The 12,307-nt window shown below is 37.6% G+C and carries 10 protein-coding genes; 5 read left to right on the plus strand and 5 right to left on the minus strand.

The genetic code is table 11. The features are described from left to right. The first annotated feature begins 140 nt into the window (after positions 1-140). Complete coding sequence (locus tag BAZ10_RS08400; protein WP_078771662.1) at positions 141-1,202, plus strand: sensor histidine kinase; 1,062 nt, start codon at positions 141-143, stop codon at positions 1,200-1,202. After that, positions 1,195-1,896 (plus strand): LytR/AlgR family response regulator transcription factor, encoded by a 702-nt coding sequence (locus BAZ10_RS08405; protein WP_078771663.1) that lies wholly within the window; start codon positions 1,195-1,197, stop codon positions 1,894-1,896. The genes BAZ10_RS08400 and BAZ10_RS08405 overlap by 8 nt, the downstream gene beginning before the upstream one ends. 3 nt (positions 1,897-1,899) lie before the next feature. Here BAZ10_RS08405 and BAZ10_RS08410 read toward each other — a convergent pair whose 3' ends face one another. The 5 genes from BAZ10_RS08410 to BAZ10_RS08430 all read right to left on the minus strand — a co-directional run bounded on the left by BAZ10_RS08410 (position 1,900) and on the right by BAZ10_RS08430 (position 8,345). Next, positions 1,900-2,844, minus strand: a complete 945-nt coding sequence (locus BAZ10_RS08410) for an alpha/beta fold hydrolase (RefSeq protein WP_078771664.1) — start codon at positions 2,842-2,844, stop codon at positions 1,900-1,902. 38 nt (positions 2,845-2,882) lie between these two features. After that, a complete protein-coding gene (locus BAZ10_RS08415) occupies positions 2,883-3,779 on the minus strand; it encodes a 3-hydroxyacyl-CoA dehydrogenase (RefSeq protein ID WP_059323461.1) in 897 nt (298 codons plus the stop codon). Positions 3,780-3,860: 81 nt separating this feature from the next. Next, the gene (locus BAZ10_RS08420) at positions 3,861-5,801 is read right to left on the minus strand and encodes an oleate hydratase (protein ID WP_078771665.1); all 1,941 of its coding nucleotides are present in this window, start codon (positions 5,799-5,801) and stop codon (positions 3,861-3,863) included. A gap of 95 nt (positions 5,802-5,896) precedes the next feature. After that, positions 5,897-6,778, minus strand: coding sequence for a helix-turn-helix domain-containing protein (locus BAZ10_RS08425; protein ID WP_245803779.1), 882 nt, complete (start codon positions 6,776-6,778; stop codon positions 5,897-5,899). A gap of 223 nt (positions 6,779-7,001) precedes the next feature. After that, the gene (locus BAZ10_RS08430) at positions 7,002-8,345 is read right to left on the minus strand and encodes a DUF3472 domain-containing protein (protein ID WP_078771666.1); all 1,344 of its coding nucleotides are present in this window, start codon (positions 8,343-8,345) and stop codon (positions 7,002-7,004) included. A gap of 448 nt (positions 8,346-8,793) precedes the next feature. Here BAZ10_RS08430 and BAZ10_RS08435 point away from each other — a divergent pair, with 448 nt between their 5' ends. The 3 genes from BAZ10_RS08435 to BAZ10_RS08445 are packed head-to-tail and all read left to right on the plus strand — an operon-like array spanning position 8,794 to position 12,123. Further along, on the plus strand, positions 8,794-9,975 hold the full coding sequence (locus tag BAZ10_RS08435; protein WP_078720833.1) for a porin: 1,182 nt from the start codon (positions 8,794-8,796) through the stop codon (positions 9,973-9,975). 44 nt (positions 9,976-10,019) lie between these two features. Beyond that, positions 10,020-11,450: an anion permease gene (locus BAZ10_RS08440; RefSeq protein ID WP_078771667.1), complete on the plus strand. Its 1,431-nt coding sequence runs from the start codon at positions 10,020-10,022 to the stop codon at positions 11,448-11,450. Between the two features lie 16 nt (positions 11,451-11,466). Further along, positions 11,467-12,123 carry a succinate dehydrogenase cytochrome b subunit gene (locus BAZ10_RS08445; RefSeq protein WP_078771668.1) on the plus strand — a complete coding sequence of 219 codons (657 nt, stop codon included), beginning with the start codon at positions 11,467-11,469 and terminating at the stop codon, positions 12,121-12,123. Positions 12,124-12,307 lie beyond the last annotated feature (184 nt).

The raw sequence follows: 12,307 nt of genomic DNA on the forward strand, positions 1-12,307 counted from the left end.
TCTATGCAGACAGACAGCACCAATTCTAATGTGGATAACTTTAAAAATCGTTTGACATTTTATTTGCGTTGTCTATCCTTAATTATTCAGATTTTATCACAGCAGTGTTGATTGTAGGGGCGGAATTTTTAATTTTGAGTATGGTAAAAATATTATCCGGAAAACCTGTCAGGCAATCTCTATATTTTCAGGTATTCTTTTGGGTTGCTTTATTTCTGCTTGTTACAGCCAGAAATTATGGTGAGCACGAGAATCCTGATTTCCGTGAAATGATTATCTATGATTTCTGCCATTGGATTTTTCAGATTATAGGTGCCAATTTTATTTATTACATTCTGGTCCGGAAGTATTTTGACAACAGAAGATATGTTGAATTCTCAGTATATCTGCTATTGTCATTATATGGTATATCGGTAATTAACCGGTTATTTATTATATATGTAGCCGAGCCTTTCTTTGTGAGTTATCCACAGGATAGATTGCTCAGCATTTTTACAGATTTAAAATATCTTTTTTTCCATTATACACTTCCTATTATTACCGGATCTTTTATTTTTATTTCCATCATGTTTATGCTGAGGTATCGTAATGAGAAGCAGAATCATGAAAAGTTATTAAAGGAAAAAGCAGAACTGGAGCTTCAGGCATTAAAATCCCGGTTGAATCCCCATTTTCTGTTTAATACTCTGAACAATATTTATTCATTGTCATTGTTAGACCCGGAGAAAACTTCGGAATCCATTAGCCGCCTTTCGGATATTCTGGATTATATTTTATACAAAGGTCAGGATAAAATGACCACTGTTTCCGATGAACTGACGATTGTAAATAACTATATCGAACTGGAGAGACTGCGTTATGACGAAAGACTTCAGCTGAATTTGCATACACAACTGGAGAGTCCGAATGTTATTCCGCCCCTGATTTATCTTTCACTTGTAGAAAATGCTTTCAAACACGGAGCCGGCAAAATGAGTGAAGGAGCAGAAATTTATATTGATATAAAAACAACTCCGGAACAGTCCGTTTTGAGAGTTGAAAATACATGTCCCCCAAATATTGAAAGTAATGCTGGCGGGATAGGACTGGATAATATGAAGGAACAACTGAAATTGTATTATAAAAATAATTTTACATTTAGTATTTTGCATAGGCAGAACAGATTTATTGTAGAATTGATTACTCCGGCCTTTCATGATTAATTGTATTGTTGTAGATGATGAGCCTTTGGCAATAAAACTTTTGGAAAATCATATTTCCAAAATCGAAAACCTCTGTATTGTTGGTACCGCCAGAAATGCAATGGAAGCATATCGGTTGTTGCAAACCCAAGCAGTCGATCTTATGTTTCTGGATATTCATATGCCGGATCTGAATGGAATAGAGTTTTTAAAATCTTTATCACAGAGACCTAAAACAATTTTTACAACGGCATATCGTGAGTTTGCATTAGAAGGTTTCGAACTGGAAGCTGTGGATTATCTTCTGAAGCCCGTAACCTTTGAACGCTTTTTCCGTTCTGTAGAGAGAGTACTCAGAAATAACCAGAAAGAAGAAACTGCAGAATTTATCATTCTGAAATCTGAAGGCTTGCAAAGAAAAGTAATATTGGCAGATATAGTTTGTCTGGAGAGTCAGGGGAACGATATCAAGGTCATTCTGAAAAATAAAACAGAGATTATTACAAAAAGTACAATGACAGAGATGGAAATGTACTTGTCTGGCGAAGGTTTTATCAGGATTCATCGGTCTTTCATGATCAATTCAGAATATATTACAGCATTTGGCCCTGATGAGGTTGTGGTAGATGTACAATCTGTCCCGATAGGAAGGAGCTATAAAAAAGCTTTTGACGATTTTATTCAGAACCTTTTTTCAAAAGGACTTCGTGGATAACTTTTAAAGATGTTTTCCAATCCAGCTGATAATGTCTTTGTAGACATCCTGTTTATCAGTTTCATTAAGTATTTCGTGGCGCATTCCGGTATACAGTTTCATGCTAATATTTTTAAAACCGTCTTGTTCCAAATATGAAACGGTTTGTTGAATACCCTTGCCGAAATTACCAATCGGATCGTCGCTGCCACTAATAAATAGCATAGGAAATGTTTGGGGTAAAGTTCTCGCCCAGACTCTGTCTGTAGCTTTTACATTAACCGATAACAGCGTGTAAAATCCATTGATACTGAAAGGAATACCACATAATTCATCCTGTAAAAACACTTGTCGGTTGTTTCTGTCAACACTAAGCCAGTTAGTGCCGTTTTCTGCGGGCTCATTTTTGAAACGCAGGTTATTTTGTTTATTGAAGAAAGTGTTGATAAAATTACTGCGGTAATGAGGTGTGATTTTATTTAACAATGCGGAAATAGCCTTTCCAAATTTTGCACCGGGAACTTTGCCTCCTGTTCCTACAATAATGGCTCCGCTGAATCTGGAATATGCCTGTTGCAATAAGCAGCGTGCAATAAAAGATCCCATGGAATGTCCTAAGAGAAAATGTGGAACGTCGGGATATAATTTCTCCAGATAATCGGCTATATTTTCAGCATCATTTACCACCTGCTGTGCCGGATTGCTGATCTGGAAGAAGCCCAGGTCTTCACGGTTTTTGGCTGTTTTGCCATGCCCGAGATGATCGTAAGTGATAACAGCTAATCCCTGTTCAGCCAGATATTGAGCAAATTCGGTATAACGTCCGCTGTGCTCCTGCATGCCATGCAAAATAAGGAGCGTTGCTTTTATATTTCTACCTTCCGGACGAAACAATGTATAGAAAGATTCTGTAGCTTTCGATTGTGATATTCCGTTGTGCTGAATATAATCTGAAGTTTGTGTAACCATATCAGGGATTAGCTGTTATAAAATATTCTGAAGCTAATTTACTTTAAAAAATCATCTTTTTTATAAGCAGGATTCGGATAAGTATAAAAACCTTCACCGGTTGAAACACCAAGCTTATTTTTATCGATAAAGTTTGTTTTCAGATATTCCACTGTTTTTATTTTTAACGGATCATTTGTAGCATCTGCCGCCATTTTGTTGATGTTGTATGCAGTAGTAATTCCTACAATATCCAGAATTCCGAAAGGTCCTGTCGGAGCTCCGGTAGCTACCATCCATGTTTTGTCTATTGTTTCCGCATCAGCTACTTCATTTACAAGTAGATTAGTTGCGGCACTTAGTAAAGGAACGAGCAAGGAGTTTACAATGTATCCGGGCTGTTCTTTTTGTAACGGAAGCGCAACCATACCTATGGCTTTTGAAAAAGCGACAACATCATTAAATACATTTTTATCTGTACCCGGATGTCCCATAATTTCGGCGGTATTGTGTTTCCAGATTTCGTTGGCAAAATGCAGTGCCAGAAATTTCTCCGGCCGTCCGGTGCTTTCTGCAAACTGACTTGGTAGCATCGTAGAAGAATTGGTCGCGAAAATTGTTTTCTCTGGTGCTACACTTTTTAGCTTTTCGTAGAAGTCTATCTTTATCTGTGGACTCTCCGGTACAGCTTCAATTAATAGATCAGCATTTTTTACCGCTTCAGCCAGGTTTGCTGTATACTGTAGATTTTTAAAAGTAGCATCTAACTGCTCCGGTGTTGCTTTCAAGTCTGTTTTATAGGCTTCACTCAGAATGTTGAATTTGGCTTTTGCTTTTTCCAGCACCTCGTCGTTAATATCATAAACGGTTACATTAAATCCGTGAAATGCGGTTTGAAAAGCAATCTGATAGCCCAATACACCGCTTCCTGCTACGGTTATGTTTTGAAAGTTCATATTAAATGTTTTTTATAATTTGTTTTTAATGCAAATATTCAGAAGCGGTAATTAATCTATTACCGCCTCTGAAAGTATTTATTATCCTCTTATTCCTTTTACCCATTCTCTGAACTTATTTACATGTTCAGCAATGAAGGATTCGTGTTCTTCTTCCTCTTCTGCGCCTGCAGGAAGTACATGCTCAAAATAAGTTCCTTTAAGGACTTTTTTCAACAAGCCTTCACCTACAAATGGTTTGTCATCATTCAGTGTTTTTGCAGCTTTCAGCAGATGTCGGATGTCGTACTGAAGCGGATTAATGTCCGGAACCTGTTTGTTGAGGTTTAGTAATTTGTATACGGCAATTCTTGCTGTTCTTACAGAGCTTTCCATGGTGAAAACTACATCATTGTTGGTTTCTACAAACTGACCTACCAGTCCCAGGTTTTTACAGCCTTCAGGAACTACTCTTGGACGATCGCCTTTGGCTCTTGGCATAAACATAGAAGTTATATAAGGCATGAATGCCGTTCTTACAATTGTATTTTCCTGTACATTTTCTAGCTGATCCTCGATTCCTAAATGGTAACATAACTCAGCAAGGATTTCGTCTCCGGTACATTCCGGCATTGACTTTTTAATATAATTTCCTTCTTTGTCCATGAATAATGCATAAACCCAAAGTACCAGTACATCATCCGGTTGTTCCGGGAAGTGTGGCTGTCTGTTGCATGTAAAGCTCATTAACCAGTTGGAATCTGTAATCGTAATAATCCCACCAGTAACGGTTTTTCCGGAATAAGGATCATTAACAGAGTATTCTTTCAGTTTGTCGATAAGTGCTGAGGGTTTACAGGTAAGCGTTGCAGATTCCCATGCAGACTTCTCGATATTGCTACAGAACTTCTCCGGTTTACCGAAAATTTCTGATTTTGCAGCCAGGTTTTTCCACAATTTCCATCCGGCACTTTGTCCGCTTGTACTATTATCTATACCAATAATAGGGGCTGTTTTATTATTTCCGTAGAAAGTATCTTCCGTCATAGAACCTGTGGTTACAATTACATAGTCATTCTTACCAACAGGAATTTTTACTTCCTTACCATCTTGCTCGGTGATAATTCCTTCTACAACTTTTCCTTCGGTATTGATGTGGATGTCCAAATCTTTTACCAGGGTATTCAGATGAATATTAACACCTTTCTCCTGAAGAAATTTACGAAGAGGAGTTACAAAAGTATCGTACTGATTGTATTTAGGGAATACCAGTGAAGATAAATCGTTTAGTCCGTCTATAGCATGAAGGAATCGGTGCATATACAGCTTTAGTTCCAGTAAACTGTGCCAGTTTTCAAAGGCAAACATCGTTCTCCAGAAAGTCCAGAAATTACTTTTCAGGAAGGATTCACTAAAATAATCTTCGATTGCTAAATCGTCCAGCTCTTCTTTATTTTTTAGTAACAATCTTATAATAGCTAACTGATCCATTTTGTTCAGTCCAAACTTACTAAAGTCTTTTATTTCGCCTTTGTTGTTGATTAACCGGGCTTTGGAATAGTTGGAGTCGTTATCGTTTATTAATCTGTACTCGTCCAGTACGCTGTAAGGAGCCGGCATTTCTAATGCTGGAATATCCTGGAAAATGTCCCAAAGATTTTCGTACGTCATATCCATTTCACGGCCTCCACGGATAATATAACCGTCTGTTGGATTTCCGGCACCGTCCAATGAGCCGCCATCAATATGCAATTGCTCCAGGAAGGTGATGTTTTTTGCAGGAACATGCCCATCGCGTATAAAATAATAAGCTGCAGACATTCCGGCGATACCACTTCCTATAATATAGATCTTACTGTTGTCATATGATTGTACAGGGATACCCTTGTTTCTTTGATAATTTCCGATCTGATCAGAAAAAGGCATAGACTTTTGTGGCGTGTTGCGTTGCTGTTCTTTGCTGGAATCCGGTTCGTGGTTCACATGTCCGTATTCAGGAGAAGCATTTAGTACTTTGTCGAATTTTGAAGTTATTGGGTTCATATTGCAGTTGTTTGTAATTCTTGTAACGAAGTTACTGCCATATCAGGCTTTCACTGCAAGCCAAAGTTCGCCAAAGTTGTACTCAATTTCCTTACCTATAAATTTTGCTGTTTTCTATATTCCGTAGGGGAAAGTGAGGAATAACGCTTAAAGAATCTTCCGAAGGCGGAAACTGAACTGAAGTTGAGCTGATAAGCTATTTCGGTGAAAGTAATTCCGGGGTTATTCAGCAATATAAAAGCTTCTTTTAGCAAGGCTTCATTGATGATTTCGTGGGGCGTTTTTCCGGAAGCTCTTTTTACTAATTTAATAAGATGCTTCCCGGTAACAAATAACTGGTCTGCGTAATACTGAATATCTTTATGCCGGATTACATTATTCTGCACCAGTTGTGTGAATTTAAGGAACAGATTATTCCCTTCAGAGAAGATTTCTTCAGAAGTATTTTCTTTTTCTGAATTAATAATTTCTGCGGTTTCTAATAACAAATTGAATATTATAGTACGAACAATATCTTCAGAAAAGCGCCCGTTTATTCCGGTTTTATCCTGCAAATATTTTAATAATCGGAGCAACTTGAACGCCTGATCCTGGTCCGGACTGATAATACTGAACGTTAAACTTCTGAATAAGCCCAGTTTTTCAATGAAAAAAGGATCTATAATATTTTTAAGTAGAAAGTTCTTGTCAAAAAACAAAAGCTTCATCCTGAAATCTTTGCTTGTGTGCAGAAACTTAATAACTGTGGATGGTGCCGAAATAAGAAAACTATTCTGGGTTATATTGTACTTCTGATTGTCTATTTCTACATCAGTATTGCCTTCAGTACAAATACAGAAAGCATAAAAATCTATACGGAAAGGTCTTTTCGGAAACTGGAAAATAGGATTCCCTGAAGAAATATAATAAGGCTTATGACAATTAATACCATAAAATGAGAGTGTTTCCTGAAGGTTCTCGTACATTTTTGTTTCCATATTGTATAAGTCAGGCACAAGCCAGAAATGGTGAGAGGATATAATTAGTTTTCAAAAACTACTAATTTACGTTTTTTTAGAGTTATCACGGAATATTTTATATGTGATATTCCGCATGGATAATGCTTTTGTGAAAAATAAGATGAGGTTTTATGAAAAAAAGCTGCTATTACTTCATGAAGTAATAGCAGCTATAAAATGCTAATATGTGAATGTTGTTTTATTAAGGCAGTGTGGAGAAATCTATATCAGGTGCCTGCGTAGGTGCCGTAACAGAAAACTGAGTGCCTGGAGCTACGATAGTACTAAAGAAACCTCCGTTTTGTAAAAAGAAACTGTTTCCGTTTGTTCCGCCCATAGCATCAATTCTTTGCTGTGCATTATAAGTAGCATCTACAGTAAACTTAGCTGCAGATACAGCCTGCCAGTTTCCTGCTGATGTTCTTACCCATTGGTTTTTAAATTTAGCCTTTCTTCCCATGTATCCGTTTTCAGGATTGAAGTTTTCCACAAAACTATAGAAACCTTTCAGGTAAGTACTGGTTTGTGGTCTCTTCCAGCTGGCGATAAGCTTCCATGTTGTTGTATCCGGAGAAAGGAACCATGCTGTATAATCCGTTTTTCCAGTTCCGTCTGGTTCACCTTTTAATAAGAATTTATAGGTTTGTCCGGCTGTCCAGTTGTATTTATAATAACTCTGTCCTCCGGAGCCTTCGTTACCAAACTCGCCAATTGTAACACCACTTCCGGCTTTGTTTAATATTATTTTGTGGTCCGGTGGAATATTGTTAGGATCATCCGTAGGGAAGGGGCTCCATACTGAGAACAAGACTCTTCTTTCTGTAGCCGAATTTACCTGAATACCAAAATAACCCTCACCAAAACCATTGGCCATAAAGTAAGAACCGATTTTGTCTTCTCCAACCGGAACAGTTACTTCATTATAATAATAGCTTACATTGCTGCTTGTAGGGATTGTATAACCTAAGTGACATGAAGGTCCTCTGCGTGCCCAGTAATAATAAGATGTATCATTACTAAAGATGTTGGTTCCCGAGGCTGCGGTACCACCGAATGTAATGTCGGTTACATCGGCAAAGTAACCTCCGGTTTTAGAAACTCCTTGTAAATCTACTTTTACATATCCCGGAGAAGAAATGTTGAAATCTCCTGCAGTGTAGCTGGTATTGGCAGATCCGGTTAAAGTAACATTTTTTGAAACATTTCCCACAGTTACTTTTACAACACTGGTTCCGGACGGAACAGATGCTTTTAGTCCGATACTTATGGTTCCGGGATTGCTCACCCTGAAATATGTACTGATAACAGTGTTGGAATTGGTCCAGTTACCCAGCTTGGTGGAAGTAATCACCTCATTGGCTCCGGAAGGTTTTACTGTTAGGAATGAATTCCCTGCGACAGGTACGCTGAATGTAGAACCAGTGACAGCGGAAGCTTTAGCTTGTGGTGAAACAGACTCTTCTGCTGTGATGTTGTTTTCTCTGCACGATTGTAAAGCAAATAGTGCAATACCCAAAAAGGTACCGGTTAATAGTTTAGATCTCATAATTTATTTGTGATTTAGTTTACTGATACTAAAATAACTATTTTTTTGAATGAAACGAAAGTTTATTCTGTTAAATGTTGATTTAATGATAATTAAAAGCTTTTAGTTGTTACGAAAAGTTAAATGAACAAACGCGGAATAATGGTGGGAAATGTGGAAATATAGAAAAATAGGATTGGGGTAGATTACTGTGCCGCAAGGGCTAAGAGTTATTTTATACCTTTAACTTCTAATTTAGAATCAATTTAATTATATTGTTGTCGAATATTTATTAATTTTAGTTAATTTATTGAAATAATATACATAATAAAAGTTATTAGCTATGTAATAAATCATATGTCGACCTGAAATATAACAGGTCGATATGCTTGAAAAAGGAGAAGGAAAATCGGAACTTTAAACAACAGAAATAACAAATGATTAGCCCGCTAATCTCAAAAATTGCTATATGAGTAATAGGAAGTATCGAAAATTTATTTTTATTCCCTTATTATTGGGAGCGCTTTTCAGTAATGCACAAACCAAAGATTCAGTAAAGGTTCCTGTAAAGGATTCATTAACTGCTAAGAAACAAGAAGTAGCTGAAGTAAAATATCCTCAGTTTCAATTCAAAGGTCTTTTTCAGGGACGTTACCTGGTAGGTATGACAAAAGATGTAGACGTAAATGGTCTTCATCATAGCGACCACAGCGGTACCAGTAATAATTTTATGATTAAGTACATGCGGGTGCAGATGAAAGCACAGATCAGTAAACGTACTGAGGTGGTTGCACTTGCGAACCTGGCCGATTTCAAAAATGATCCTAAAGGCCGTGTATTGGAGAATGCTTACATTAAGTATACCTTCAATCCTAAAATAGCTATTACCGTGGGGCAGTTCCGTCCATGGTTTGGTATAGAAGAAACTTATCCGGTAGATATTATTAAATCACTGGATTGGTCCAATCAGTACACAGAATTCGGAAAACTGGGATGGACCAGTTTCCAGATAGGGGCCTCAGTCGGCGGACAGGTACAGCTTGGTAAAATGCCTTTGCAGTACGCGGTGTCCGTAGTTAACGGAAACGGAAAGAATCAGATCAATGACAATGATAATGGCAAACAATATTCAACACGTTTGGTATTGGGATTGTCTCCTAAATACAATTTCAATCTTGGTTTAAATGGTGGTGTAGGTGAAGTTTTTAGCAAAAAAGTATATGCTGTTGGCGTAGACGTTACCGGAGATATTAAGTTTGATTCCCGCTGGAGTCTGGATATGCAGCTGGAAGCTAAGCAGGCAACCAATCATATATTATACAATTCTCTTGCTGAAGACGTAAGAACTTCTAATCCGGATGACTATCTGGTACGGGGTGTTTACTTTCTTCCCAATTTCAGATACGAGATTAACCATAAAAATCTAAGCGCTTTAGAATTCTCTTGCCGCTACGAATATCTGGATAACAATTTCCGCCGGGATTCTAATCCACGACAAACTATTACTCCAATGTTCGGACTGGAGTTTCTGAAAAACTACGGAGCAAGAATACAGCTGGGGATGCAGATAGACCGTTATAAAAAACAGGTAGAAAATACCAATCAATATAATAACAACTTATTTATTGTTCAGGTACAGAGCCGGTTTTAGTCAGAAAATATCACTTATTTAAAATAATAAACAAAAATATACTCATGAAAGAGATTAATATCAGGAACATTGCATTCACTTTTGCAATTGCGGTAGTCATCTGGTTTATTCCGGTTCCGGATGGTGTAACTCCGGATGCATGGCATTTGTTTGCCATCTTTGCGGCAACAATTTTAGGAATTATTCTAAAAGCTGCTCCAATGGGAACAATGTGTATGATGGCTATAGGCTTTACTGCACTTACACAGGTGTTGGCTCCCGGAGATGCAGGTAAGTCAATTACAAAAGCACTTACCGGATTTGGAGACAAAGTAATTTGGCTAATAGGGATATCCTTCTTTATTGCCCGCGGATTTATCAAGACCGGATTAGGTAATCGTATTGCCTTTTTATTCATTCGGGTTTTTGGGAAAAGCTCTCTTGGACTTGCTTATGGATTAGGTCTTGCAGATATGTGTCTGGCACCTGCTATTCCAAGTAATACAGCCAGAGGTGGCGGAATTATTTACCCTATTATGAAATCTATGGCGATTAGTTTTGGTTCCGTACCGGATCAGCCGGAAACTCATAGAAAACTGGGTTCTTTTCTTACATTGAACAGTTATTACATGAATCTGATAGCATCTTCAATGTTCCTTACCGGTACAGCGAGTAATCCGATGTGTCAGAAATTTGCAGCCAATCTGGGAATCGATATTACATGGATGTCATGGGCTGTCGCAGGTTTTGTGCCAGGATTAGTCGCATTCTTTGTCGTTCCTTTGGTGCTTTACAAATTGTATCCGCCTGAATTAAAGAAAACTGATGGTGCTCAGAAAATGGCTGCCGAAAAGCTTAAAAAAATGGGAGCTGTTTCCCGCCATGAATGGTTAATGTTATTGGCTTTCTTTATTTTATTGTTCTTGTGGATTTTTGGAGGTTCTCTTTCTATAGACGCTACAACCACTGCATTTATCGGGCTTACATTGCTTTTACTAACTTCTGTATTGACATGGGAAGATGTGAAATCTGAAAAAGGAGCATGGGATACCATTGTATGGTTCGCAGTGTTGGTGATGATGGCCAGTTCTCTTAACGAGTTAGGATTTATTGGTTGGTTTAGCGACCTGATTAAAGTGAAAATTGGAGGATTGAGCTGGCAGGTAGCTTTCCCGGTTATTATACTGGTTTATTTCTTCAGTCACTACATTTTTGCCAGTGCTACAGCTCACGTAGCTGCTATGTATGCAGCCTTGCTGGGAGTGGGTGTTTCTTTAGGAATTCCACCAATGTTATTGGCTATGATGCTTGGTTTCATGGGATCTATATATGGTGTGCTTACACATTACGGACATGGCCCGGCACCGGTATACTTCGGTAGTGGCTATGTTGAACTAAAAGCATGGTGGCTGAGAGGTTTGGAAATAGGAATAGTTTTACTCATCATCTATATGGTCATAGGAGGTCTGTGGATGAAGGTACTGGGATATTATTAATCAATTAATTATAATTATGCTGAATACACTTTCAAGAAAAATGCTGATGTGCCTTACAGGGCTGTTCCTGGGTTTCTTTTTACTGATTCACTTTTTAGGAAATTTACAACTCTTCCTTCCGCAGGAACAAGCACACTTACAGTTTAATGCTTATTCTCACTTTTTGTCCGGAAATATTGTTATAAAAATTGTTTCATTGGTTCTGTATACCAGTATTCTTTTACATGCAATAGACGGCCTGGTGATTACAATAAAAAATAAAAAATCAGGCGGTACATATCAGTCCGACCGAAGAGGAAGAGCCAGTAAATGGTACTCCCGTAATATGGGAATATTGGGAACGCTGATTCTTATTTTTCTGGTGATTCACTTTCAGAATTTCTGGTATGTATACAAATTCGGAAGCCTTCCGTTGGATGATAAAGGAAATAAAGATCTGTATATTCTGGTGATCACAGTTTTTAAAGAATGGTGGTATGTGGTCATCTATGTGATTTCTATGATTGCACTTTGTTACCACCTTATTCATGGGATTTACAGTGCCGTAAGAACATTGGGATTATTCCATCCTAAATATGTAAAATGGATTAAAATAGCAGGAATTGCCTACTCGGTAGTTATCAGTGTCGGATTTGCGCTGATGCCTGTTTATGTATTTCTTACCGTTAAATAAAAATATGATAACATTCAAACCACATAGCGTTTTATGATTAGAAAAGATTCTTCTTTAGGAATACATAGATTTAAGAAGCAAAGCTTCTTGCTGCTGTTCTGGGAATTTATTTCCCTATGTAACCTTCGTAGAATATCCTATTGTATCTATGTGGTAAAAGATGATGAATGTGTTTGATATTAAT

It is taken from the genome of Elizabethkingia occulta (genome assembly GCF_002023715.1).
Taxonomy (GTDB): domain Bacteria; phylum Bacteroidota; class Bacteroidia; order Flavobacteriales; family Weeksellaceae; genus Elizabethkingia; species Elizabethkingia occulta.

Excerpts from the sequence above, each read along its gene's own strand:
- BAZ10_RS08400 (WP_078771662.1), top strand. The coding sequence starts at position 141 with ATGGTAAAAATATTATCCGGAAAACCTGTCAGGCAATCTCTATATTTT.
- BAZ10_RS08405 (WP_078771663.1), top strand. The coding sequence starts at position 1,195 with ATGATTAATTGTATTGTTGTAGATGATGAGCCTTTGGCAATAAAACTT.
- BAZ10_RS08410 (WP_078771664.1), bottom strand. The coding sequence starts at position 2,844 with ATGGTTACACAAACTTCAGATTATATTCAGCACAACGGAATATCACAA.
- BAZ10_RS08415 (WP_059323461.1), bottom strand. The coding sequence starts at position 3,779 with ATGAACTTTCAAAACATAACCGTAGCAGGAAGCGGTGTATTGGGCTAT.
- BAZ10_RS08420 (WP_078771665.1), bottom strand. The coding sequence starts at position 5,801 with ATGAACCCAATAACTTCAAAATTCGACAAAGTACTAAATGCTTCTCCT.
- BAZ10_RS08425 (WP_245803779.1), bottom strand. The coding sequence starts at position 6,778 with ATGGAAACAAAAATGTACGAGAACCTTCAGGAAACACTCTCATTTTAT.
- BAZ10_RS08430 (WP_078771666.1), bottom strand. The coding sequence starts at position 8,345 with ATGAGATCTAAACTATTAACCGGTACCTTTTTGGGTATTGCACTATTT.
- BAZ10_RS08435 (WP_078720833.1), top strand. The coding sequence starts at position 8,794 with ATGAGTAATAGGAAGTATCGAAAATTTATTTTTATTCCCTTATTATTG.
- BAZ10_RS08440 (WP_078771667.1), top strand. The coding sequence starts at position 10,020 with ATGAAAGAGATTAATATCAGGAACATTGCATTCACTTTTGCAATTGCG.
- BAZ10_RS08445 (WP_078771668.1), top strand. The coding sequence starts at position 11,467 with ATGCTGAATACACTTTCAAGAAAAATGCTGATGTGCCTTACAGGGCTG.